Genomic DNA, 24771 nt, shown 5'->3' with positions numbered 1-24771 from the left:
GTGAACCGAATGGAGGTGCAATGGGCCGGGCAATCCATATCTTCCGCACCCCCGATCGTTTCGTCGCCGGCACCGTCGGCGAGCCGGGCGACCGCGCGTTCTACCTACAGGCGGTGCAGGAGCCGCGGGTGATCAGCGTGCTGCTCGAGAAGCAGCAGGTGAAGGTGCTGGCCGATCGGATGGGTCTGCTGCTCGACGAGGTGCAACGGCGCTTCGGGACCTCGGTGCCCCCGCAGGCCGCCGACGTGGCCGACACCGCGCCGCTGGTGACGCCGATCGACGCCGAATTCCGGGTCGGCACCATGGGTTTGGGCTGGGACGCCGACGCGGGCGCGGTGGTGGTGGAGCTGTTGGCGATCACCGAGACCGAGGTCGACGAATCGGTGGTTCTCGATGACACCGAGGAGGGTCCCGACGCGGTGCGGGTGTTCCTGACCCCGGTGCAGGCGCGGGAGTTCGCGTTGCGGTCGGCGCGGGTGATCGCGGCGGGCCGCCCGCCGTGCCCGCTGTGCGGGGAGCCGCTGTCCACGGCCGGGCACATGTGTGTGCGCACCAACGGCTACAAGCGCGGCGACATCTTCGGCGCCACCGAAGCCGACGACTCCGACGATTCCGAGGACTGATCCGGTGTCGGCCTCCAGCAGCCCCACGGCAGACCGGTCGTGGCAGACCGCCGAGTTGACGGTGATCGGTCAGGTCACCACCGCCAGCAACGTCACCCTGGTGTGCGAGGCGGGCGCGGGCGGGCAGCGGGTGGTGTACAAGCCCGAGCGTGGGGAGCGGCCGTTGTGGGACTTCCCCGACGGCACGCTGGCCGGGCGGGAGGTGGCCTCGTATCTGGTGTCGCAGGCGCTGGGGTGGGGCGTGATCCCGGAAACGGTGTTGCGGGAGGGGCCTTTCGGGCCCGGCATGGTGCAGCGCTGGATCGACACCGCCGAGGACGAGCCGAGCCCGGGTCTGGTGGATCTGTGCCCGGTGGGCGCGATCCCCGACGGGTATCGGGAGGTGTTGCGGGCGCTGGATCCGGGCGGGCATCCGGTGTCGCTGGTGCACGCCGACGACGAGCGGCTGCAGCGGATGGCGGTGCTCGATGTGCTGATCAACAATGCCGACCGCAAGGGCGGACACGCCCTGCTGGGTGTGGACGGGCGCGTGTACGGGGTGGATCACGGGATCTGCCTGCACACCGAGCCGAAGTTGCGCACGGTGTTGTGGGGGTGGGCCGGTGAGCCGGTGGCCGACGAATTGCTCACCGACATCACGGTTTTGGTGAAGGCGCTGCCCGGGGAGCTGGGTGAGCGGCTGGCGGAGTTGATCACCGACGCCGAGATCGACGCGCTCGAGGCGCGGGGGCGGGCGTTGCTGGACGAGCCGGTGATGCCGTTGCCCGCCAGTCAGCGGCCGATTCCGTGGCCCGCGTTCTGACCCCCGGCGTACCGGTCGCCCCGGCATTCTCGTCGCGCTGATTGCAATCATTGACACCGCCCGGTCGGCGACCAGGGTGCAGGTCGGCCCGGTCGGGCGCGTGTCGTGGGGCACACCGGCGCGGGGGCGGCGACGTCGCGGCCCGATCCCAGGGATAACCTCGAATCATGCAGTCCTGGTCCGATACCGCTGTCCCGACCGTCCCCGGATCCGGACCAGCGTTGCGTTTGTTCGACACCGCCGACAAGCAGGTGCGCCCGGTGACCCCCGGCGCGACCGCGACGATGTACGTCTGCGGCATCACCCCCTATGACGCCACCCACCTCGGCCATGCCGCCACCTACCTGGCCTTCGACCTGGTCAACCGGTTGTGGCGCGACGCCGGCCACGAGGTGCACTACGTGCAGAACACCACCGACGTGGACGATCCGCTGTTCGAGCGGGCCGAACGCGACGGCATCGACTGGCGTGAGCTGGGCACCCGCGAGATCAACCTGTTCCGCGAGGACATGGCGGCGTTGCGGGTGATCCCGCCGCGCGACTACATCGGCGCGATCGAGTCGGTGCAGGAGGTCGTGGACCTGGTCGACAAGCTGCTGGCCTCGGGCGCGGCGTACGTGGTCGACGACCCGCAGTATCCCGACATCTACTTCCGTCACGACGCGACCGAGCAGTTCGGCTACGAGTCGGGCTATGACCGCGAGACGATGGACCGGTTGTTCGCCGAGCGCGGCGGGGATCCGCAGCGGCCGGGCAAGCGTGATCCGATCGACGCGCTGTTGTGGCGGGCCGAGCGGCCGGGTGAGCCGTCGTGGCCGGCGCCGTTCGGGGCGGGCCGTCCGGGCTGGCACATCGAGTGTGCGGCGATCGCGGTCAACCGCATCGGCACCGAGTTCGATATCCAGGGCGGCGGCAGCGACCTGATCTACCCGCACCACGAGTACTCCGCCGCGCACGCCGAGGCGCTGGTGAAGGGGCGTCGCTTCGCCCGGCATTACGTGCACGCGGGCCTGATCGGGCTCGATGGCGAGAAGATGTCGAAGTCGCGCGGCAATCTGGTGTTCGTGTCCAAGCTGCGCGCGGCGGGCACCGATCCGGGCGCGATCCGGTTGGGCGTGTTCTCCGGGCACTACCGCAGCGACCGGGAGTGGTCGGATGCGGTACTGGCCGAAGCGGTTTCGCGGCTGGCGCGGTGGCGTTCGGCGGTGGCGCTGGACTCGGCTCCGGATGCGACCGACACGGTGGCGCGGGTGCGCCGGCATCTGGCCGATGACCTTGACACCCCCAAGGCGCTGGCGGCGCTGGACGCGTGGGCGCAGCAGGCGCTGGCCTACGGCGGCCCCGATGTGACGGCTCCGGCGTTGATCACCGACACCGTCGACGCGCTGCTGGGTATCGCCCTGTAGCGCCGCTGCCGCGACCTGTCGACGCGCGAGCCCGGATGTCTGGGCTCGCGCGTTCTTGTGTGCTGGGTGGGCGTTAATGAGTCGACCCGGCGGTGGTGGACGGCGCATCCTGGGGAGCGGTGTGTCGTCGATCGAGGAGGGCTGTTCGGTGGGTGCGGCGGAGTCCGGTGTGAACGGGTTGGCTGTGGGTGCGGCGCGGTTCGCGCGCGCGACGGCCCGGCTCGACGAGTGTGCGGCGTTCTATCGGGAGATCGTCGGTCTGACACAGCTTTTCGCGTTCTCCGATCACGCGGGCTACAGCGGGTTCGTGTTCGGGTTACCGGGGCCGCGCGCCCAGCTCGAGCTGGTGCGCCGCGACGACGCGCCCGCCCCGCCGCCGGTGGACCCGGAGGACGCGGTGGTGTTGTATCTGCGCGGCGGGTTCGAGGCGTTGCGTGAACGGCTGGCCGATCATGGTGTGGCCGAGGTGATTCCGGACAATCCGTATTGGGTGGCGGCGGGCGCGTTCGCGGTGCTCGATCCCGAGGGCTGGATGCTGATCGTGGTGCCGCCCGACTCCGATGCCGACGCGGTGCGGATCGAGGAGTTCACCGGTGATCGCGAGGAGATCGCGTGGTCGTTTCGGATGGCCGAGGATTCCGAGCTGCTGCTGACCGGGTATATCGGGCACGGGCGGGTGTGGGTGGCGCGCAACGCGTCCGGGGATGTGGTCGGCCATATCCAGGCGGCCCCGGAGGCGGAGGAGTCGACGTGGGAGATCGTCAATACCGCGGTGGTGCGCCCGTTGCGCGGGTCCGGGGTGGGGCGGCGGATGATCGACACGGTGGTCGCGGCCGCGACAGCGGCGGGGGTGCGGCGGCTGGAGGTGGCGACCGCGACCGCGGATGCCGGGAATCTGCGCTTCTACCAGCGGTGCGGCTTCCGGATGACGCGGATCGTGCCGGATGTGTTCACCACGGCGGCCGGATATGAGGACGTGGTGATGGTCGACGGGATCCGGATGCTGGATCAGGTCTGGTTCGCCCGCGAGTTGTGAACGGCGATTCGCGCGCCGACATTGGTGGGGGTGCGAAGTTGCGTTGGCTCTTCCCGTGGTGGGTGAACGGCCGATACCGTGAGGGCCGGATGGTGTGGACCCTCAGCGAGGAGGTGGGCCGTGAGTGCGGTGCCAGGTTTCGATCGTGTGCGTGCGGTGGTGGAGCAGGGACTGGGTAAGGGCGCGTCGCTGCGCAAACAGGTGCGCGCCGGGGGCCGGCTACTGGACACGGTGCGCCGTGATCCGCGGATCGTGCGGGAGTTGATCGCGGGCGTGACCGGCCAGGGGGCGCCGGTGGAGGCCGCGCCGGTCGAGCACACCCTGCCCGGGGGCCTGTCGGACTATCTGCGCACCGCGCACGCGCATCGCGATCTCGAGACCGGCGCGGCGGCGACGCTGGCGTATCTGGCGCAGTTGCAGCGGCTTCCGGAGTGGGTGAGTTTCCATGCGGGCTGGCGGGGGGAGGCGCCGGGGTCGGCGGCGGTCGGCGTGGAGTACACGCAGGTCGCCAAGTTCATGGGTATTCCGGCCGATGTGACGTGGCTGGTGACCGAGGTCAGCGACTCGCGGCTGGGTTTGCGCGGGCGCGGCCCGCAGGGTTTGGGTCTAGGGTTGTGGATCACGGTGGCGCCCAACGGTTCCGGGTCGAGCGTATACATCGACGCGGGATTGTCGGGGCAGCCGATCGAGGGCCCGCTGGGCGCGACAGTGGCCCGCGCGCTCGGTGACGCGTTGACCGAGTCCCTCGACAGGCTTCCGGCGGTGCTGGCGGCGACCGCGCCGACGGCGGGGCGCGCGGAGCGGAAGGCGGTGCGGCACCGGGCTTCCGGGGTGGTGTTGGCGCCGACGACGCCGGTGCTGGTGGGTGTCGGGCAGATCGTGCAGCGCACCCCCGACGCTTCGTATGCCGATCCGTCGCAGTTGGCGGTGCGGGCGTTGCGGGCCGCGGCCGCCGACACCGGCGTCGGGGACGGGTTGCTGGCGCGCGCGGACGCGGTGTTCGCGGTGTCGCCGACGTCGTGGCAGTACCGGGATCTGGGTGCGCTGGTGGCGGCCGCGGTCGGCGCGGATGGGGTGGACACGGTGCAGTCGAGTCCGTTCGGTGGTGACGGCGGCCAGTTGGTGATCAACGAGGCGGCCGCGGCGATCACGGCGGGCGACTACGACCTGGTGTTGGTGACCGGCGCGGAGGCCGGGGCGACGCAGGCGGCGGCGCAGCGGGCCGGGGTCGAGGTGGCGTGGCCGGTGCAGGACGGCTCGGTGTCGCCGACACGGACGGTGGGGATCGACAAGGCGGCCAACAATGCCGCGGAGTCCGCGGCCGGGTTGCAGGCCCCGATCAATATGTACGCGCTGCTCGAGTCGGCGAACCGGCACCGGTTGGGTCGCACGCCCGCCGAGCACGCGGCCGCGGTGGCGGAATTGTGGTCGCGGTTCTCGGCGGTGGCGGCGGCCAATCCGCAGGCGTGGCAGCCGCAGGAGTTCACCGCGACCGAGATCGCGGCGGTGACCGAGGCCAACCGCATGATCTCGGCGCCGTACACGAAGCTCGAGTGCGCGAACCTGACGGTGGATATGGCCTCGGGCATCATCGTGGCCTCGGCCGCGGCGGCGGAGGCGGCGGGTATCCCGCAGGACAAGTGGGTGTTCCTGCATGCGGGCGCCTCGGGCACCGATGAGTGGTTCGTCAGTGAGCGTGCCGAATTGGCGGCGTCGCCGGCGATCAGGGCCTTGGGGGCTGCGGTGTTCGAGCATGCCGGGATCACGGCCGAGGATCTGGGCCCGGTGGACCTGTACGCGTGTTTCCCCGTGGCGGTGCAGATCGCGGCGCGTGAGCTGGGTTTGCCGGTCGACGACCCGAAGCGGCCGCTGTCGGTGACCGGTGGGCTGACCTTCGGCGGCGGTCCGGGCAACAATTACGGCGGGCACGCGGTGGCGTCGCTGGTGGGCCGGTTGCGCGCCGAACCCGAATCCTTCGGTCTGGCCACGTCTCTGGGCTGGTATCTGACCAAGCACGCGATGGGCGTGTATTCGGCGACCCCGCCCGCACAGCCCTACCGGCACCTGACCCCGGTGATCGAGCATCCCCCGGCCCGCCCGGCGCGCACCGGCTACGACGGCGAGGCCGTGGTGGAGGCCTACACGCTGCCCTACGGTCGTGACGGCCGCCCCGAGGCCGCGATCGTGAGCCTGCTGACCCCGGCCGGTGATCGAGTGCTGGTGCGGTCCACCAATTCCGCGCTGCTGGCCGCGTTGACCGAGGACGACTGGCTGGGTCTGCCGGTGACCGTGGTCGGTGACACGATCACCCCGGCCGGCGCGCAGAGGCCCGAGTGGGGTTCGGACGCCGAGGAATCGGCAGCGGGAGAATCGGCCGCGGAGCCGGTGTTGAGTACGGCGGGTGTGGCGCGGGTGCCGTTGCCGCCTCCACCGCCCGCGCCGGTGCTGATCGAGCGCCGCGGCCACATCATGATCATCACGATCAATCGCCCCCACGCCCGCAACGCGATCAATCTGGCGGCGGCGCTGGGTTTGGAGCGCGCGATCGATGCCTACGAGGCCGACCCGAACGCCCGCATCGCGATCCTGACCGGTGCGGGCGGCTATTTCAGCGCCGGAATGGATCTCAAGGCGGCCGCCCGCGGCGAGGTGCCGGTGACCGAGAAGCGCGGCATCCTGGGCATCGTGTCCCAGCCGCCGCGTAAACCGCTCATCGCCGCGGTGGAGGGCCCCGCGTTGGCGGGCGGCTGCGAACTGGCGCTGGTCGCGGATCTGATTGTCGCCGCGAGCGATTCGACCTTCGGTATCCCGGAGGTCAAGCGTGGCCTGGTCGCGGTCGGCGGTGGCGTGCTGCGCCTGTCGCAGCGCCTACCCCGCGCGATCGCCATGGAGTTGGCGTTGACCGGTGACCCGATCAGCGCGGCGCGGGCGGCGCAGATCGGGTTGATCAATCAGGTCGCCGAACCGGGCAAGGCCCTCGATGCCGCGCTGGAGTTGGCGGCGCGGGTGGCGGTGAACGCGCCGTTGAGTATCGACGCGAGCAAGCAGATCATCGAGCAGGCCCCGGACTGGTCGGTCGCCGAGGCGTTCGGCAAGCAGGGCCAGGTCGCCGCCGCGGCACTGTCGTCGATGGACGCCGGCGAGGGGATGCGGGCGTTCGTGGAGAAGCGTCCCCCGGTCTGGCAGGGCCGCTGACCTCGAGCCCCGGTGCGGGCGGTTCGGCACCCATGGCGGTCAGGGCCCGCCATGGGTGCCGGATCCGCCCGCACCCATGGGCATGTCGCCCATCGGTGGCGGGGTGAAAACGGGAGCCTGGCCGGGGTCGAGGATCAGGAATTGGCCCATCATGCCCTGGTCTTCGTGGTGGAGCAGGTGGCAGTGGTACATGAACGGGTGGGCGGGGTCGGCGGGGCCGGGGAACCGCATCGCCAGTTCGTAGGTGCGGGGGTGAGGGCGGCGAGGGCGCCCGGTAGAGCGGGTGCGACTGGCGCGATGGTGGTGGCGCGCAGGGTGAGGATGTCGAAGGTGTCGTCGAAGCCGAAGCGTTCGGGGCGGTCGATGCCGGTGCGGGTGGTGACAGGGTTGGCGCGCAGGGTGGCGGTGTGGCCGGGGTCGAGGTCGACGAGGATTTCGGCACGTTCGCCGGGGTTGAGCAGCAGGCGGGTGCGGGTGACGGGGGCGGGAAGCAGGCCGCCGTCGGTCGCGATGAGTGTGAATTCGCGGTCCTCGCTCAGGCCGATGTCGAGCAGGCGGCCCGAGGATCCGTTGAGCAGGCGCAGGCAAGCGCGGCGGGCGGGCAGGTCGTGGTGGTCGGGGACGGCGCCGTTGACGGTGAGGGTGTCGCCGAGCAATCCGTAACTGCCGGAAGGGGTTTCGTCGAGGTGGCCATCAGGGGTGAAGCGGGGTTCGCCGCTGGTGCAGGCGGTGAGGCCCAAGGGGTATGGCGGCGGGCGGTGACGAGCAGGCGTCGTCGCGAGATCACAGGGTCCCTCCTCGGGTCGATGCGGTGCGGGGTTGATGCGCCGGTCCCAGCCTGCTGATCGCGGTGGTGTCGTTTCCCCCTCCCGTGAGCCGCGTTCACGGGAGGGGGTGCGGCCTGGCGAGTCTTGCGGGAAAGCTATCTCTGCGCTATCGCGACCCGTGTGTGCCGGGTCGGGGTGCGGGTCTCTACGGTGGTTTGGTGCCTGCTCCCCACTCTCATCCGATCCGCTGGAAGGTGGCACGTTTTGTGCCGCTGCTGCTGATTCCATGGTTGCTGGCGGCGAGTACGTTCCCCGGCGAGTACCACGTCCCGTTAGTTTACTGGCCGATTGCTGTGTCGGCGGGTTTCGCGGTGCGCCGCACCCGGTGACCCGGGGTCAGGCGTTGCGGAGGGCGGAGACGGCGTCGGCGAACATGGTGGCCTTGATCGCGCCGAGGGTGTCCTGGTCTTTCGCGCCGATCGGGCCGAGCATGCCCAGCGCGGTGTCGGTGAGGGTGTCGAGCGCGCCGATGGCGTCGACGAGGTCGTAGGCCAGGGCGTCGGGGCCGCCGAAGCGACGTCCGGTCGTCATGGACGCGATGGCCGATCGGGGGGTGAGTTTGGCTTGGATGAGCGCGGACATGCCGCGGGTGAACGGGATGCGGATGTCGGCTTCGGGGAAGCAGAAGTAGCCGCGGTCTTCCCGCATCACCCGGTAGTCGTGGGCCAGCGCGAGCATGGCGCCCGCACCGAAGGCGTGGCCGGGCAGGGCGGCGGCGGTGGGCAGCGGGAAGGTGAGCACGCGCGCCAGCAGTGACTGGACTTGCGCGACATACCATTCGGCGCGCTCGCCATTGTTGGACAGCCAGTCCAGGTCGAGGCCGTTGGAGTAGAACTTGCCCGACGCGGTGGTGACCAGTGCGTGGGCGCCGTCGGCGATGACGGTGTCGAGGTGGTCGCCGAGGGAGGTCAGGAAGTCGGGTGAGAAGCGGTTCTCGTCGCCGCCGAGGTCGAGGACGGCGATCTTGTCGCGGTAGCTCAGGGTGGGCATGGGGTTCCTTCGCGAAAGTGGGTCAGGCGGGTGCGGGCCCGATGTCGAGGACCGCGCGGACCGTCGCCCGCAACTGCCGGCGGGCGGTGGGATCGGCGAGCCGGTCGCGGTCGAGCAGGATCGCTGTCGGCAGGTCGACCAGGCAGATGGTGAGGGTGTCCACGGCGTGGGCGTCGCGGCGTTGCCACAGCCGGTGGGCGAGGGTTTTCATCAGCTCGACCAGGGTTTTCTGGGTGGCTGCGAGTTCGGTGCGGACGGTGTCGGGCAGGTCGTCGCCGAGCAGGTCGTCGCGGCGGACGGTGAAGAACAGTTGGGTCGAGAGCGGGTGGCGGGCGGCGAATTCGGCGGGGGCTTCGGCGGCGGCGATGACCGCGTCGACGCCGTCGACGCCGGCGGCGGCGACCATGTCGGCTTGCAGGGCGAGGAAGCGGTGGGCGGCGCGAATCCAAGTGCGGCCCAGCAGTTCCGCGCGGGAACCGAAGGTGTGGTAGAGCGCGCCGTTGGAGACGCCGGTGGCGCTGGCCACGGCGCGGATGGTGACCGCGGCGGGTCCGGAGCGCACGGCGAGCGCTTCGGCGGCGTCGAGCACCCGGTCGGGGTCGTGGGTGCGGGGGCGGGGCATGCACCGACCATAACAGAGCACTTGCTCTGTTATGAAGGGGTGAACCCGGCACCCCAGCACTACCGCCGGGGTCCGAGTGTCACAGCAAGGGGTCAGGCGGGTCCGGGTTCGTGGACGCCTTCGACCAGTTCCGGCGCATACATGCGGTCGATGTCGGCGGAGTACTTCTCGGCGATCGGTTTGCGCCGCAGCTTCATGGTGAGGGTGATCTCGTCGCCGCCGGGCTCCCAGAAGGTGGGCAGGATCGTGAATCGTTTGATCTGTTCCACGCGCGAGAGTTTCGCGTTCCCGGCGGCGATCCCGCGCGCGATCTCCGCGATCACCGACTTGTCCCCGGCCAGCGTCGCCGCCGAGGCGTCGGGTAGCTCGTGCTGGGCGGCATAGGGGGGCGCGGATTCGGCGTCGAGGACGATGAGGGCGGTGTTGTAGGCGCGGTTGTCGCCGATGGTGGCCAGCGCCCCGATGAGCGGGGCGGCAGCTTTGATGGTGTTCTCGATATTGGCCGGGGACATGTTCTTGCCCGCGGAATTGATGATGAGTTCCTTCTTGCGGTCCACCACCCGCAGATACCCATCGGCGTCGCAGGTGATGATGTCGCCGGTCGCCAGCCACCCGTCCGCGTCGAGGGTGTCGGCGGTCTTCTGCGGTTCCTTGCGGTATTCGCGCATGACCAGCGGCCCGCGCACCAGGAATTCACCGTCCTCGGCGATCTTGGATTCCAGTCCCGGCAGCAGTCGCCCCACGGTGCCCAGCCGCGCCTGCCCGGGCGGTGCGACGCTGACGATGCAGGTCAACTCCGACATGCCCCACACTTCCGAGATCGGGATGCCGAGGCCGAAGAAGAAGCCGAGGGTTTCCGCCGGGATCGGCGCGGCCCCCGACAGCGCCCATTTGAGTTGATCCAGGCCCAGTTTCGCGCGCAACGCCCCCAGCACGGCGGCGTCGGCGCGCGCCCATTCCTCGGCCAGCCCGAGCGGCTGCCCGGCCAGCTGCGCCGCGGCCTTGCGGGCGGCCACGTCCAGCGCCCACACCAGTGCCGCCTTACGGGTGGGGTCGGTTTCGGCGGCGACCGAATACTCCACGGCCGCTTTGAGTTTCTCCCACACCCGCGGCACCGCACCCCAGATGGTGGGGTGCACGTCGGCGAGCGCGGCGCCCAGCTGGGTGCGGTCGGGCACGACGGTGATCTGGGTGCCGAAGTACTCGTGCAGGTACAGGCCGGTGACACGGTCGGCCATGTGCGCAGTCGGCAGGAACGAGGTGATGCGGTCGCCGAACTCGACCGGCATGACCGAGGCGTAGGCGCGGCATTCGAACGCGAGACCGGCGTGGGGGATCTCCACGCCTTTCGGATTGCCGGTGGTGCCGGAGGTGTAGCAGAGGGTGACGATGTCCTCGCCGGTGATCGCCTGCCAGGTGGCGTCGAAATCGAAGTCGCTGCGCCCGAGCTGTTTGAGCTGCGCGACGCTCAGAGTGCCCGGCGAGGGGGTGTCCACGCACACGATGGTCTGCATGGGCACCCCGCACGCGCGGATGCGGTCCACGTATTGCGCCTCGCACACCACGACCCGGTTGCCGGCATTGCTGAACACGTAATGCAGCTGTTCTGCGGACAGCGTGTTGTACACCGAGAACGAGGTGGCGCCGGTGTGCTGGGCGCCGACCTCGAGGGGGTAGAACTCGACGCGGTTGGCCATCATGAACGCCACCGTGTCCCCGCGGCCCACGCCCAGCGCGGCCAGGCCCGCGGCGATCTCGCGGACCTGGGCGGCGTAGTCGCGCCAGGTGAGGGTCAGCGTGCCGCCGATCGAGCGGAGCGCGATCGCGTCGGGGTCGATCGCGGCGGTCGCCTGGAACACCGCGGGTGTCGTATTCGGTTCGCTCATCACCATTCTCGATCCACTCCCACCGTCGAAGCCTTCTCAGACGGTATGACGGCGCGTGGGCGTGGCGGAGCCGAATGACGACACCCGACGCGTCAGGATTGTCCGGTTCTGCGGATGGCGGTGATGATGTCCGACAACTGCGCCACCACGCTCGCCAATCCCGTGGTGTCCCCGCCGATCTGCACCGTCCGCAACTCCGTCGGGGTGGGCAGGTTGTCCACGATCTCGGGCAGCGCCTCGATCAGCTGGGCCTGCATGGTGGCGGCATTGCGGTTGTTGGCGTTGTCGATGCCGACCCGTTCCCGATCCAGTTCCAGCAACGCGGCCTCGTGCGCGACCCGGGTTTTGGCCTGCGCCAACGCCAGATCGGCTTCCTGACGCTGCGCGACCCGCTCGGCTTCGCGGCGGGCGTTGTCGAGCTTCTCGGCGTGCTGTTCACGTTCCAGGCGCAGCGCGTGCAATGCCGACTGCTGGGCCAGGTCGGCTACCTCCCGGTTCACTTCGTGCTCGCGTTCGGTGCGGCGCAAACGTTCGGCGGATTCGCGGTCGAAGGACGCGGCGTCGTTGCGGGCGCGCAGTTCGGCCAGCTCCCGCTCGTTCTCGATGCGCCGCTGCTCGGCGGCCCGCCCGGCGGCGGCCTCACGCACCGACACCGCTTCCTGGGCGTCGAGTTCGGCCAGGCGCGCGACCCGGTTCTGTTCGCTGCGGTAGGGCTTCTGCAGGTTCTCCCACAACGTGTTCGAGGAGACGACGGCCTCCTTGATCTGCACGGTCACGATCGACAACCCCAGTCCCCGCGCACCGTCGCCCGCACCCTCGGCGACGGTGCGCAGCCGCGCGGTGAGCTCCTCGATGATGGGCTGCTTGTCCGACAGCACGTCGCGCACCGCCATCGTGGACACCTTGTCCTTGATCGCGGCCTCGGCCTGTTCGCGCAGCTGCACATTGACCAGCCGCATCGGATCCTCCGGGTCGGAGAAGTCGAGTTTGCGGTAGGCGGTGGCGAAATCGTCGATGATCCATTGCACGTACCCCTGCACCAGCACGCCCTGCAGTTCACTGCAGATGCAGTAGGCGTTGATCAGGATGGTCTGGATCGCGCCGGGCACCACCAGGTAGGAGTCCTTGGTGGGATCGAACCGGAACGACACACCGAGTCCGATGTGCAGGGGTTCGGCCGCGCCGCGACGGGTGTGCACGACGAACGCGTTGGGCGGCACCAGGACCGTGCGCCACCGCCACCAGCCGCTGACCCGCACCTCCACCGGACCCTGCGGGGTGTTCTCTCGCACCGATCCCACGCGCCCGGCCCGTTTGGCCAGCGCGCCCCGCGGTCCCGGGGCGCCCGGCGGGATCGGCATCGCCGCGGGTGCGGGCGCGGACCGCGCGAACGCGGGCCGCAGGTCCTCCTCCAGTTCGGCCTGTTGTGCCACGACCTGATCGAGATAGCTGTTGTTCTTCGCCGCCATGGCGGGCAGGCTACCGGCGAAAGACCGTTCGGCCCATCGATATTCGCGCAGCGACTCGTCCGCGAACGTCGCCCGGGCGTGGGGGAGTGGCGGGGTGCGCGAGTCGCCGGGTCCGGGTGATGGGGGAGCCTCCGAACCAGACCCGCCCGGTGTCTGGGTTAGTCGGCGGCGGGGCGGCCGAGGATGCCGTAGAGGAGCAGGTCCTCGAGGGAGGCGGCGAAGCCGTCGAGATCGTCGATATCGCGGATGCACATGGCGAACAAGGCCGCCCCGGCGATGGTGTCGAGCACCGTGTTCGGGTCCAGGCCCGGGCGGGTGCCCTGGCCGGGCAGGTAGTCGCCGAGCTCCGCGCGGGTGGGGGAGTCCAGGCGGGCGGACAGCTTCTCGTACAGTCCGGAATCCTCGCGCATCTCGGCCATGAGACCCGGCATGGCGGCACGGGTTTCCGCGGACCCGAACAACTGGATGGTGCCGCGGATGACCTTGCGGATCTCCCCGAGCAGATCCGGCGCCACCACCGCCGAGCCGACATCGGGGAACACCGCCTGCGCGATCAGATGCGCCTTGGACGGCCAACGCCGGTAGATGGCCGGGCGCGACACTCCGGCGCGCGCGGCGATGGCGTCGATCGAGGTTGCGGCATAACCCTGTTCGACGACCAGGGCGCGGGCGGCGTCGAGGACCGCGGTGTCCACCGCCGGATCGCGGTGCGGGCCGAGCCGGTGGCGTGTGGTCACGGATTTCGTCCTTGTCGCTGCGGGCACGAGTCGTTACAGTCTGTCACAACTAAGTCGTTACGCTCTGTAACGGCTGAGGACTCGAGGAGGAGTCGTGTCAGCCGCCCCGCACATCCCCGACACCTATCGCCCGGTACCGCTGCTGGCCGGAAAAGTCATCGTCATCTCCGGCGTCGGCCCCGGACTGGGCCACTCCCTGGCCATCGAAGCCGCCCACATGGGCGCCACCCTCGTGCTGGCCGGACGCACCGAGAAACGCCTGCACGAATACGCCGACGAAGCCCGCGCCCTCGGCGCCACCGCCCACGTCGTACGCGCCGACATCACCGAGGAAGACCAGCGCCGCACACTCGCCGACCGCGCGGTCGCCGCAGCCGGCCGCGTCGACTGCCTGATCAACAACGCCTTCGCCATCCCGCCCATGTACCCGATCACCCAGATCGACCTCGAAGCGCTGCGCGACGCCAACGAAACCAATGTGTTCGCACCGCTGCGGCTCTCGGCCCTGTTCGCCGACGCGCTCGCCGCGTCCCGCGGGTCGATCATCATGCTCAACTCGTGCGTGTCCTACAGCTCGCAGCCCGAATACTCCGGTTACAAGCTGTCCAAGGGCGCCCTCGCCCATCTGGCCTCCTCGCTGGCCACCGAACTGGGTCCGCGCGGCATCCGCGTCAACTCCGTCGCCCCGTCGTATGTGTACGAGGACATCAACAAGGCCTACTTCGACTGGCTGGCAAGCCAATCCGGGGTCACCCACGACGACATCTACCGACAGAAGGCCGCGCCCACCGATCTGGGCCGCCTCGCCGGACCCGAAGAGGTCGCCCGCGCGGCCCTGTTCCTGGCCAGCGACCTCGCCACCGCGGTCACCGGCCAGATGCTCACCGTCGACTGCGGCGAATTCCACCGATGAATCCAGGAGCCACCATGACCACCAAACGCATCGTGCTGTGGGGGACCGGCGTCGTCGGCTCCATGGTGCTGGCCGAGATCCTGCGCCACCCCGCCTTCGAGCTCGTCGGCGTCGGCGTCAGCAACCCCGACAAGGTCGGCAAGGACGCCGGAGACCTCTGCGGGGCCGCGAAAACCGGTGTCCTGGCCACCGATTCGGTCGACGAACTCATCGCGCTGCGCCCCGACGCCGTCGTCCACTACGGGCCCACCGCCGCCTTCGCCGAGGAGAACATGCGCGTCATCGGCGCGTTCCTGCGCGCCGGCATCGACGTGTGCTCGACCGCCATGACCCCGTGGGTGTGGCCGCAGATGAAGCAGCTGCCCGCCGTGTGGCGCGACCCGATCACCGAAGCCTGCCAGGCCGGGGGAGCGTCGTGCTTCACCACCGGCATCGACCCCGGCTTCGCCAACGACCTGTTCCCGCTGACCCTCATGGGCCTGTGCGGTGAGGTGCGGTCCGTGCGCGCCTCCGAACTGCTCGACTACACCGACTACGAAGGCGACTACGAATTCGAGATGGGCATCGGCCACCCGCCCGAATTCAAAGCCCTGCTCGAACACCCCGACATGCTCATCATGGCGTGGGGCGCAACCGTTCCCATGATCGCCGCCGCCGCGGGCATCGAACTCGACGCCATCACCACTACCTGGGACAAATGGGTCACCCCGACCGACCGTCCCTCCGCCAAGGGTGGCGTCAAAGCCGGCACCGTCGCCGCCATCCGCTTCACCATCAACGGCGTCTACAACGGCCGCGAGGTCATCACCCTCGAACACGTCAACCGCATCGGCCTCGACGCCGCCCCCGACTGGCCCGCCGGCACCAAGGACGACGTCTACCGCGTCGATATCCTCGGCAGCCCCTCGATCGCCCAGGAAACCTCGTTCCGCTTCACCGACGGCTCCGGCCGCACCCCCGCGGTAGCGGGCTGCCTCTCCACCGGCATGCGCGCTCTCAACGCCGTTCCCGCCGTCAACGCCCTCCCGCCCGGCTGGGTCACCCCCCTGGACCTCCCACTGATCCCCGGCTTCGGCACCATCCGCTGAACCCGACGAAAGCCGCTGCTGCCGGGGCGAGATCTCTCACTTCGCCGCGGCAGCAGCACAATTCGTGAACGAGATTCCCATCCGAATCCAGCTCCACACCCAGGAACGCCCCGGGACAGCCAGGTCACCCTCACGGCCGGCAGGCAGCGGCCCTCCAGCGTCGCGGATGATCCCAGTCGGATGTGGGGTTCCGACCAGCAGATTGTACGGGTAAGCGGGGTCTACGCGCTGGAGCGCATTGCGCGAGATTCCGCGGCCGACTCGCACACGGTGGTCGATGTACTGGATGGCACCAACTTGCTGGGCGCGCGAGTGGACTTCGCAAACCTGGAGGGTGCAGATCTGTCCAGCGCCAACCTCGAATTTGCGAATCTGTCCCACTCGAGGTTGGACGGTGTGAACTTATCGGCGCTGGACGGCAGAGGTGCGGACTTGGCGCACGCAGATCTGCACACGACGTCGTGACGGGGCGCGAACCTCTCGCGCGCCAATTTCTTCATGGCGGACCTCAGTTACGCTCATCGGGAAGGAGCGAACCTTGCGGGTGCCGATCTCCACCAACTCCTGAGCACCGACCATCTGACCTACGACGACAAGACGGTGTGGCCCGAGGGGTACAAACCCCCCGCCCAGTGACTCCGCGCCCAATTTCCAGTACAGCCAACAGTGCTGATTCCGATCACTTGCGCGGACACACAGGTTTTTCTTCCTCGGGCCGAAGTCAGCGTCGCCTCCCCATCAGGGCCCACCCGATAATGAATGACAGGATCGTCCAAATGACAATAAAGGGGACGACGAGTTCTGCAATCGCCAACCACTGACCTCCACCAAGGGAACAATTACTTTGCGTGTTGCCATTCGACCCTCACAGGTCGTTGGCGATCAAAAGACTTCGTACACGCTCTTCCATGAGCCGGCGAGCACGCACGGCGGACCACCGGTCTTTGGCGTACAGCCCCGGGAAGTCCGCACTGAAGGCTATGAAGAGAGACCTCTCGCTGCTCCATACGACCTGAACGTTGCCGAACGTTACGCTCCCCGACGTCACCGTGTTCTCTTCCTCGACTCGCGATTCGATGTGTCGGAAGCGCGGCGGAAGGGGACATGCCGAAATAGAACTCTTAGATGGCGACGCAGGGCTTGTCGGGCAGTGCCCGCGTAGGACGGCGCCGTCGATGGCGTAACGACCATTTCCTCTTCCTGTTCGCTTCGTATCGTACGGTTCGGAAGCCCGGACGGTGGTGCCGCTGGACTCGGCGGCACCACCGCGCAACATTGGGGGCGTGGGTGGGCACGTTCCCCAATCGGGGATCCACATTGAGGGATTGCGGATCATTCGCCAGATTACCGCTAGAGAGCTCATTTTTAAACATTAACCGGAAGAAATTCCGATTTGTCCATTTAATGACCGGCCCATAACGGGCAAAATGGATGCTATGGGGCTATATTTCCGCAGTTGAACCCGGAGGCCGGCGTCGCATGCGACGCAGAGTCAGCGCTTCGATATTGTTGCCATGTAATAGCTACATTCGGGGTGGCGGTGCCCAGCGAGTGGGACCGATCGGCATGGGCGTCCCGCTGGCCGCGATCAGATCCTGGAGGGAAGAATGATCATCACGACCGGGCAGCGGTATCGACAATTCTGAGAATGACGCACTGCGTGAGATCACCAAGGGCAGCTCTGAGCAAGAGGCGACCGGCCCTTCGCCGAACTCGAGAAGGTCTTCATTCTCCGCGGCAGGCCGCCGAAAGTATCCGTTCGACAGGGAACCCCCGCCGAATGTCGGTGCGTTCGTTATCCCAGCACTTGGACTCGCAGGCAGGTCGCGATGTCTCTCGAGCACCGCGAAGGCCTCATCGCAAGTGATGCTGCCTGCAGCAACAGTAACGACGAGGCCGCCCGGAGTCTCGGTGCGGTTCGTGCCCGGAGCGACGGGTTGAGATCCCTTGCGCGGCGATGGAATTGGTCCTGCGACCCGGGGTGCCAGCGGGCGCTGACCGAGTGCTACGTCAGTGCCACGAGTTTCGGCCGGTTCGGCTTGTCGGGTCGACCAGGCGGGCGGTGACCTCGCCCAGCGCGCCGACTTTGACCTTGATCAACTGACGGGCGTGCGCGGCGAACGCCGGCAAGGACCCGCCGACGTCGTTCGTCGCCCGGCGGCCGATCAGGCGGAACGGTCGCCTCGATGGAATCGCGACGAACGCTGTTGTGGTGCCGCGCAACACAACAGCGGCGGGACTGCTCCGAGTCAGACTCTCGAGGCACTCCATCAGACGCTGTTCGCGCTCGTCGCCGGACAGCGCCGTCGTCCGACCTGCGGTGGCCGACGAGAGCAAACGGACAACTCCGCCCAACTCCACGTCCATCCCCTCGGCGGATACCAGGGTTGTGAGGTGCTCGGCTACTTCCTGTGAGGTCATCAATCCGTCCCAAATCTGCTCGCATGTTTCTCGGAATTCTCGTGAGGCTCCTCGCGCGGACGCCGCCGGCTTCACGGCGCCTGCGGGGTCTCGAAACACTCGATCGGTACAGCGGCACGACATGGCGGGCCAGCAGCCGCCGATAGATGATAGACACAGCATGTGGCAACCGTCTCGCAATTTGACATGATCTGAATCCTCTAAATAACACGGGACACACACGCCGCTCAGACCATGTCAGATGCGAGGCCGCAGAACATCGGCACGACCTCCCCTCGACAGTGGCGTGAGATCGATTCGGCGGCAAAGTGTTCGCTAACAAGGCCGTTGCGGTGCCGCAGGCCGCCTGGCGGTGCCGTTCAGGGCGACTGAAGACCAGACCAAACGGGCATACTTGCTCAGATTTAGTGCGACCCTTTCCGGTAAATACAGGACGCGAGTCGCCGTGAGGGCTAGAGTGACCCGCTAGGTGTACGACGACCGTCGGCGCCGGGCTGCGGGGTTCCGGCGATTCGACATGGTTGTGGTTCGGTGTATCGGCGCGGTGGATCCGATACGTGCCATCGCGCACAGGCCTGAGGGCGGCACCGTTCAAGCGGGCTCATTGAGCTTCAATACGACGAAGGTCCGGGGTCGGGGTGGCGACCGCCGGGTAACTCGCTGCGGTGGGGCGGCGACCGACTCTTCCATGGGCTCAACAGTTTTCGCATGGCCGACACAGCCCTTTTGGTCCGGTTCGTCACGTTGAGGGGTTTTCGACGCAACAGTCGTGAACGCGTGGCGGCCGGTCATCAGCGGCTATATCCGCCACCCCGTCGTCGATACGCGTCACCCGAATTGATACACCCCACAATGCCGGCCGCGATCGGCCCTGTTCCGGAAAGGTGCTTGACGAATGCTGACTTCCCTCAAACGACTCACTCTCAAGGACGGCAGATCGGTGACCTGCACGAGCCCCGCCGAAGCCCGGATGCTCTGGGACGAGATGTCGACGCAGGGGTACTACCGACGGGCGGCCGCTCAACTGCACCCGGACGACATCGTGCTCGATATCGGTGCGAACATCGGTCTCAGCGCAATAGCCTTCGCGGACACCTGTCCCGGGGTCCGCGTCATCGCCGTCGAGCCCGCTCCACTGACATTCGAGTGCTTGCGCCGCAACATGGTTGCGCACGTCCCCGACGGCATCGCGGTCGAAATCGGGGTCGGCGCAGCGAAGGGCACCGCACAGTTCACCTGGTACCCACGAGCGTCAGCGAACTACAGCCTGTACGCAGACCGTCGTGACAACCAGTCGACGACGATCTTCCTGCAGAATTGCGGCCTCGATCAGAAGGCGATCGCTCTCGTCACGAACGACCCGCATGACGGGGAACAGATCGACGTGGAGGTCACTACCGTGTCGGCCCTACTGGCGGACCAGGCACCGGCAGGCGAAATCGGTTTGGTCAAAATCGATGTCGAGCGAGCGGAACTGGATGTCGTCCGCGGCATCGCCGAATCGGACTGGGCTCGGATGCGAACCGTCGTCGCCGAAGTCCACGACTGCGGCGATCGCCTGGCACAGTTCTGCGCGCTGTTGCGCTCCCATGGTTTGGCTACGGAGGTACGTCAGGACGCCTTCCTGCGCGGGACGGAGCTCTACGAGGTCTTCGCCTTTCGGCCACCAACCTGGTGACGGAGTGACGAGCTGTCCGGGTCTGCCGTTGGCCGCGCATGCTCGGAATCCTCCGCTCTGCAATGGATCTTCCTGAGCATCGGCGGGTCCTGACCACTGTCGATCGGGACGGCGGAAGGGTGGTACGGTCCCCGAACCCGGTGAGCAAATGTCCGTTATGTTCGATTTGTGAATATTGAAGTGACTCCCTTGCCCGGCATCGGCATACGGAAGGAGTTCGAGCTGTGCGGATCGCGTCGCCGCGTCGGCGTGATCGACCCCAAGGACGGATCCATCGATCTGCTCATCGGCCGCGTCGGCAATCCCGATGCCTCGGAACAGATTCCGATGAGCGGCCCCGAGGCCGCGGTGCTCGCCAACCTCCTGGGGGCACCGCAGCTGATGGCCCAGCTCGACGACGAACACCGGGAATTGACCGGTCTGGCGACCCGGCAGCTGCCATTACGTGCCGGATCCCCGTATGACGGACGTCCACTCGGTGATACACAGATGCGGACTCGCACGACTACCTCCATCGTCGCTGTCATGCGCGCTGGGCACGTGCTGCCCTCTCCCAGCCCCGATTTCGTGCTGACCGCCGGTGACATGCTCGTCGTGGTCGGCACGGTCGACGGACTCACCGCGGCCGGCCGGATCCTGACGGACGGCTGAGGACTGATGGCACACCAAACAGCCCTGTCCCTGATTCAACTCGGCGCGGTCTTCTTCGGACTCGGCCTGCTCGGCCGCCTGGCCGGCCGGATCGGCATGTCGCCGATCCCGCTCTACCTGGTGGGCGGTCTGGTGTTCGGCACCGGCGGTCTCATCGAACTTCATCATGTCGACGAATTCATCGAACTCGCCAGCGAGATCGGTGTCATCCTGCTGTTGCTGCTGCTCGGTCTCGAGTACACCGCCTCCGAACTGGTGACCGGACTGCGCAGTTCGTGGGCGGCGGGTCTGGTCGACATCGCGCTCAACGTCACCCCCGGCGTCGCGGTGGCGTTACTGCTGGGCTGGGGCGTCACCGGCGCCATTGCCATGGCCGGTGTCACCTACATTTCCTCCTCGGGCATCGTGGCGAAGGTGCTCAACGACCTGGGTCGAGTCGGGAACCGCGAAACCCCCACCATCCTTTCGATTCTCGTGTTCGAGGACCTCGTCATGGCCGGCTACCTACCGGTGCTGACCGCGGTGCTGGCGGGGGTGGGTTTCGTAACAGGATTGCAGACGGTCGGCATCGCGCTGGCCGCGGTCACCCTGGTGCTCGTCGTGGCCTTACGCTTCGGCCGCTACGTGTCGCTGATCGTCGACAGCAGTGATCGGGAGATCTTCCTGCTCACGTTGCTGGGCTCGGCGCTGCTGGTCGCGGGATTCGCCTCCGCGTTGCAGGTTTCGGCGGCGGTCGGTGCGTTCCTGCTCGGCATCGCCATCTCCGATTCCACCGCCCATAACGCCACCAAGCTCCTGGAACCGATCCGGGACCTGTTCGCGGCGTTGTTCTTCGTGCTGTTCGGGCTGAGTACCGATCCGGCGAGCATTCCGCCGGTGCTGGGTTGGGCAGTGCTGCTGGCGGTGGTCACGGCGGCCACCAAGATCGCCACCGGCTGGTGGGCCGCCGGGCGGGCCGGGGCTTCCCGCTACGGACGTGCTCGCGCTGGATCCGCGCTCGTGGCCCACGGTGAATTCTCCATCGTCATCGCCGGTCTCGCCGTGGCCGCGGGTGCCGCACCACCCGAGTTCGCGGCACTGGCGACGACCTATGTGCTGTTGATGGCCATTCTCGGTCCGGTCGCCGCCCGCGGGCTCGAACCGATTCTGCGGAGCGTCGATCGGCTACAAGTACGCGCGGCCTGACAACGGGCTCGCACCGGCGATCACCGCTGGAGTGTTTCCGTGAGAGCGGGTCGAGCTCAGCCCGCGGGGGAGGAGCGAGCTCGACCGACCCCGCACCGCGACGTGGCGGCACGGTCCACCCGTTCGCTGGAATACGCCCGAGGCGGGAGCTGTGAGTGTGGTGTGAGTGACGGGTGCGTTCGTTTGCACTGCTACCGATCGTGGTAAACAGTCCGCTGTCCACTTTCCGTCCGCCCTGCATCAGCCGACACGTTCGCTGCATTGCAGGACCTTTGCTGTCAGGGGTAGCCGATGAGGTTGTCGACTCGCGTCCGCGAGGAGAACCAAGACGCGCCACGTCGAACGGCGGGCGCGGAGTACCGGCTGGACCTGGACGGATTGCGTGGACTGGCGGTGGCGCTGGTCGTGATGTTCCACATCTGGATGGGCCGCGTGTCCGGCGGCGTCGATGTCTTCCTGGTGCTGTCGGGCTTCTTCTTCACCGGGATGCTGATACGTCGAGCCGAATCGACCGGGTCGGTCGACGTGGTCGCCATGGTGCGACGCACGCTCGCGCGGCTGCTCCCGGCAATGGTCGCGGTACTGGCCGCGGTGGTTGTCGCCGCGTTCTACATCAGCCCGTACACACGGTGGTCCGACATCGCCACCCAGACGATGGCTTCGATGTTCTACTACCAGAATTGGCAGTTGGCGCGGTCGTGGTCGAACTACCTGGCCGCAGACCCGAGCGTGAGTCCACTGCAACATTTGTGGTCGATGTCGGTGCAAGGCCAGTACTACCTGCTCGCCATCACGGTCGTGGCCGGCGCGGCCTGGGCGCTGTCCCGTCGCGCGGGCACCGCCCGTTTGCTGCGCCCCGTGCTGCTGACCGTCATCATCTCTGTTGGTGTCGCATCTTTCGCGTACGCCGTGCACGGTGCCGCCACGCATCAAGGCTGGAACTACTACGACAGTTTCGCGCGGTTGTGGGAGCTGCTGGCCGGTGCGGCGTGCGTGATCGTGGCCCCGATGATCTCGCCGCCGCGGCCGGTGCGGTGGCTGCTGGCGATAGCCGGCGTGGCCGGGGTACTGGCTTGTGGAATGGTCCTCGACGGCGCCGATCTGTTCCCGGGCCCAGCCGCCTTGCTTCCGGTCGGAGCGACCATCGCGGTGATCGCCAGCGGCGCCAACACCGAGCCCGCGTCGCGGCCCCTGCCCAACAGGCTGCTCGGCACTCCGCCGGCGGTTCGACTGGGAGAGCTGGCCTACGCGCTGTATCTGTGGCATTGGCCGCTCCTGATCTTCCTTCTCGTCGAAACCGGCCGCCCGCGGGCGGGATTCACCGACGGTGTGTTGATCATCAGCGCTTCGCTCGTACTCGCCTGGATGACCCACCGATGGATCGAGCAGCCGCTGCGTTCGGGGACACGGACCCCGACCCCGGCCGTGCCCACCAGATATCGGCGGGCCGCATGGTCGATGATCGCGGTGGCCGGCGTATCGGTGATCGGGGTGACCTCGGCCTGGCATTTCGTCATACGCACCCAATCCACATCGGCCGTCAGTGCATTCGCCTTGGATCCTGCGATCTACCCCGGCGCTGAGGCATTGGTCAGCGGTGCATCCGCACCACTCGCGAAGATGCGGCCCACCGTCCTGGAAGCGCCCTCGGAATTGCCGCCGCCCACCCTCGATGGCTGTATCGCGGACTGGAACACCCGCGACGTTGTGACTTGCACCTACGGAGACACCACCGCGGAGCGCACGCTGGCGGTGGTGGGTAGTTCACACGCCGAGCACTGGCTGCCCGCCCTGCAGATTCTCGCCGCCGAGAACGACTTCCGGATCGTCGTCTACTTGAAGATGGGCTGTCCGCTCACTGTCGCCGCCGACCCGATGTACAAGGGCCAGCCCAATCCGGACTGCCGAGACTGGTCCCGTGAGGTGATCGACCGTCTCGGTGCCGACCGCCCGGACTGGGTGTTCACCACTGGCACCCGGCCCGTGGACGACGGTGGTGACGAAACGCCCCAGGACTACCTGGATGTGTGGTCTCAACTGTCCGCCCGCAATCTCAATGTCATCGCCGTTCGCGACACCCCGTGGTTGCGGCGCAATGGGATTCGCTACAGCGGGATCGACTGTTTGAGCAAAGGCGGCGACCGGCTCAGCTGCGGCATGAAACGCGACCACGCCCTCAATCCGGTCGACCCGGCTCTCGAGCCCGCGGCGGCCTACCCCAACGTGTTCCCGATCGACCTCACCGATGCGGTTTGCGAACCTGATATCTGCCCCGTGGTCGAGGGCAATATCCTCATCTACCACGACGAGCATCATTTCACCGCCAGCTATTCCCGCTCCCTGGCCCCAGCACTCGGCCGGGAACTCCAGCCGATCCTGGGATGGTGGTGACCGGCCTACCGCTGGCTCCAATTCGCCCAAACACCAACAACTTCCACCACCCAGCCAGCCCACCACAATACGTCACAGTGACGTATTGATGGGATCCCGCGAGCCCGGGGGAGCGGCCCCCAGGAGGTCACCGAACCCAAACCTGGGGCCACATCCAGCCAATCCATGCCGAACAGGAAATTTTCCACCAAATGGCATGTGGGCCAGAAATATTCATCCGAGCCGATTTACACCCTGCGCGGCGCCAGCGTTTCGCGCAGGGAAGTACGCGCACACAAAGCGCCGCCAACCCGAGCCGACATCGCCACATGCACACGAACACGCAACGCACACAACATCTTTCAAGATCAACACCGCCGCCGTAAGCGCGCCGATAATCAACACTATGTCAAGTAACGGCGCGCTGGGACTTCCCCGCTAAAACGGCGTGATCGCGCGGACGACGAGCATGCGCTGGGGGCTCGGGCAGATCAGGTTGTCCCAGGGCAGGGACAGGGATTCGGTGTTGTCGGGCGGGTAGACGCGCAGGGTGTTGGTGCGCAGGGCGGCGCAGTCGTTGACCTGCTTGGGATAGCTGATGAATTCGAACTGAGCGGCGCCGCCACTGGCGGCAAGGGTGACCAAGGCGGGCGTCGGAGCCTGGGGGCCCTTATCTCGTTCGGCGGGCTCGCCGACCGGGTCGCCCTGGGGGCCGTTGGTTTGGGAGACCCCGGGGAAGCCTTCGAGGGTGCAGGGGGTGGAGCTCTTGTTGATGAACTTCAGGAACCAGGTTCCGCCGATCTGGCCGCCGTGGCCTTTGTCCAGGATCAGCTGGGACGTTGTGCATTTCGCGGTGCCGGTGGGGGCCGTCG

Annotated in this window: 21 protein-coding genes and 1 pseudogene; 13 read left to right on the top strand and 9 right to left on the bottom strand. The window is 67.8% G+C overall.

What is annotated here, in order from left to right; genetic code table 11:
- Positions 1 to 20: 20 nt before the first annotated feature.
- The 5 genes from ACFV4K_RS08625 (at position 21) to ACFV4K_RS08605 (ending at position 7062) form a co-directional block, all read left to right on the top strand.
- Positions 21 to 623 carry a DUF3090 domain-containing protein gene (locus tag ACFV4K_RS08625; protein ID WP_379273218.1) on the top strand — a complete coding sequence of 201 codons (603 nt, stop codon included), beginning with the start codon at positions 21 to 23 and terminating at the stop codon, positions 621 to 623.
- Positions 624 to 627: 4 nt separating this feature from the next.
- A complete protein-coding gene (locus ACFV4K_RS08620) occupies positions 628 to 1425 on the top strand; it encodes an SCO1664 family protein (protein ID WP_379273216.1) in 798 nt (265 codons plus the stop codon).
- 167 nt (positions 1426 to 1592) lie between these two features.
- Positions 1593 to 2831, top strand: coding sequence for a cysteine--1-D-myo-inosityl 2-amino-2-deoxy-alpha-D-glucopyranoside ligase (mshC, locus tag ACFV4K_RS08615; protein ID WP_379273215.1), 1239 nt, complete (start codon positions 1593 to 1595; stop codon positions 2829 to 2831).
- Positions 2832 to 2952: 121 nt separating this feature from the next.
- Positions 2953 to 3867, top strand: coding sequence for a GNAT family N-acetyltransferase (locus ACFV4K_RS08610; RefSeq protein ID WP_379273213.1), 915 nt, complete (start codon positions 2953 to 2955; stop codon positions 3865 to 3867).
- Between the two features lie 120 nt (positions 3868 to 3987).
- Positions 3988 to 7062, top strand: a complete 3075-nt coding sequence (locus ACFV4K_RS08605) for a crotonase/enoyl-CoA hydratase family protein (RefSeq protein WP_379273212.1) — start codon at positions 3988 to 3990, stop codon at positions 7060 to 7062.
- Between the two features lie 39 nt (positions 7063 to 7101).
- On the opposite strand, the gene ACFV4K_RS08600 is transcribed toward ACFV4K_RS08605, so the two are convergent.
- From ACFV4K_RS08600 to ACFV4K_RS08570, 7 genes are all read right to left on the bottom strand, one after another.
- On the bottom strand, positions 7102 to 7254 hold the full coding sequence (locus ACFV4K_RS08600) for a multicopper oxidase domain-containing protein (protein ID WP_379273210.1): 153 nt from the start codon (positions 7252 to 7254) through the stop codon (positions 7102 to 7104).
- Positions 7212 to 7802, bottom strand: coding sequence for a hypothetical protein (locus tag ACFV4K_RS08595; protein ID WP_379273208.1), 591 nt, complete (start codon positions 7800 to 7802; stop codon positions 7212 to 7214). The genes ACFV4K_RS08600 and ACFV4K_RS08595 overlap by 43 nt, the downstream gene beginning before the upstream one ends.
- Before the next feature lie 423 nt (positions 7803 to 8225).
- A complete protein-coding gene (locus ACFV4K_RS08590) occupies positions 8226 to 8879 on the bottom strand; it encodes an enoyl-CoA hydratase-related protein (protein ID WP_379273206.1) in 654 nt (217 codons plus the stop codon).
- A gap of 22 nt (positions 8880 to 8901) precedes the next feature.
- Entirely contained in the window at positions 8902 to 9501 is a 600-nt protein-coding gene (locus ACFV4K_RS08585; protein WP_379273204.1) for a TetR/AcrR family transcriptional regulator, read from the bottom strand.
- A 92-nt stretch (positions 9502 to 9593) separates the two neighbouring features.
- Positions 9594 to 11393: a fatty acid--CoA ligase FadD11 gene (fadD11, locus tag ACFV4K_RS08580; protein WP_379273202.1), complete on the bottom strand. Its 1800-nt coding sequence runs from the start codon at positions 11391 to 11393 to the stop codon at positions 9594 to 9596.
- An 86-nt stretch (positions 11394 to 11479) separates the two neighbouring features.
- Positions 11480 to 12856 (bottom strand): SPFH domain-containing protein, encoded by a 1377-nt coding sequence (locus ACFV4K_RS08575; RefSeq protein WP_379273200.1) that lies wholly within the window; start codon positions 12854 to 12856, stop codon positions 11480 to 11482.
- Between the two features lie 158 nt (positions 12857 to 13014).
- Positions 13015 to 13593, bottom strand: coding sequence for a TetR/AcrR family transcriptional regulator (locus ACFV4K_RS08570; protein ID WP_379273198.1), 579 nt, complete (start codon positions 13591 to 13593; stop codon positions 13015 to 13017).
- Between the two features lie 94 nt (positions 13594 to 13687).
- On the opposite strand from ACFV4K_RS08570, the gene ACFV4K_RS08565 reads away from it, so the two are divergent.
- The 4 genes and pseudogenes from ACFV4K_RS08565 to ACFV4K_RS08550 form a co-directional block, all read left to right on the top strand.
- A complete protein-coding gene (locus tag ACFV4K_RS08565; RefSeq protein ID WP_379273197.1) occupies positions 13688 to 14506 on the top strand; it encodes an SDR family oxidoreductase in 819 nt (272 codons plus the stop codon).
- Positions 14507 to 14520: 14 nt separating this feature from the next.
- Positions 14521 to 15594: a dihydrodipicolinate reductase gene (locus ACFV4K_RS08560; protein WP_379273195.1), complete on the top strand. Its 1074-nt coding sequence runs from the start codon at positions 14521 to 14523 to the stop codon at positions 15592 to 15594.
- Positions 15595 to 15774: 180 nt separating this feature from the next.
- Positions 15775 to 16059, top strand: a complete 285-nt coding sequence (locus ACFV4K_RS08555; RefSeq protein WP_379273194.1) for a pentapeptide repeat-containing protein — start codon at positions 15775 to 15777, stop codon at positions 16057 to 16059.
- Between the two features lie 18 nt (positions 16060 to 16077).
- Positions 16078 to 16230 (top strand): annotated as a pseudogene (locus ACFV4K_RS08550) (hypothetical protein); the annotation flags it as partial.
- A gap of 1374 nt (positions 16231 to 17604) precedes the next feature.
- On the opposite strand, the gene ACFV4K_RS08545 reads toward ACFV4K_RS08550, so the two are convergent.
- Positions 17605 to 17931 (bottom strand): hypothetical protein, encoded by a 327-nt coding sequence (locus ACFV4K_RS08545; RefSeq protein ID WP_379273192.1) that lies wholly within the window; start codon positions 17929 to 17931, stop codon positions 17605 to 17607.
- Between the two features lie 979 nt (positions 17932 to 18910).
- Here ACFV4K_RS08545 and ACFV4K_RS08540 point away from each other — a divergent pair.
- From ACFV4K_RS08540 to ACFV4K_RS08525, 4 genes are all read left to right on the top strand, one after another.
- Positions 18911 to 19693, top strand: coding sequence for an FkbM family methyltransferase (locus ACFV4K_RS08540; RefSeq protein WP_379273191.1), 783 nt, complete (start codon positions 18911 to 18913; stop codon positions 19691 to 19693).
- A gap of 168 nt (positions 19694 to 19861) precedes the next feature.
- Positions 19862 to 20344 carry a cation:proton antiporter regulatory subunit gene (locus ACFV4K_RS08535; protein ID WP_379273189.1) on the top strand — a complete coding sequence of 161 codons (483 nt, stop codon included), beginning with the start codon at positions 19862 to 19864 and terminating at the stop codon, positions 20342 to 20344.
- Between the two features lie 6 nt (positions 20345 to 20350).
- Positions 20351 to 21529 (top strand): cation:proton antiporter, encoded by a 1179-nt coding sequence (locus ACFV4K_RS08530; RefSeq protein ID WP_379273187.1) that lies wholly within the window; start codon positions 20351 to 20353, stop codon positions 21527 to 21529.
- 291 nt (positions 21530 to 21820) lie between these two features.
- Positions 21821 to 23920 (top strand): acyltransferase family protein, encoded by a 2100-nt coding sequence (locus ACFV4K_RS08525; RefSeq protein ID WP_379273185.1) that lies wholly within the window; start codon positions 21821 to 21823, stop codon positions 23918 to 23920.
- A gap of 417 nt (positions 23921 to 24337) precedes the next feature.
- Here the strand turns inward: ACFV4K_RS08525 and ACFV4K_RS08520 are convergent.
- The coding region (locus ACFV4K_RS08520; protein WP_379273184.1) for a DUF4232 domain-containing protein at positions 24338 to 24771 on the bottom strand (434 nt) is incomplete at its 5' end.

The sequence above is a fragment of the Nocardia sp. NPDC059764 genome (assembly GCF_042732555.1).
Lineage (GTDB): Bacteria > Actinomycetota > Actinomycetes > Mycobacteriales > Mycobacteriaceae > Nocardia.
This window is presented reverse-complemented; position numbering and strand designations above follow the sequence as displayed.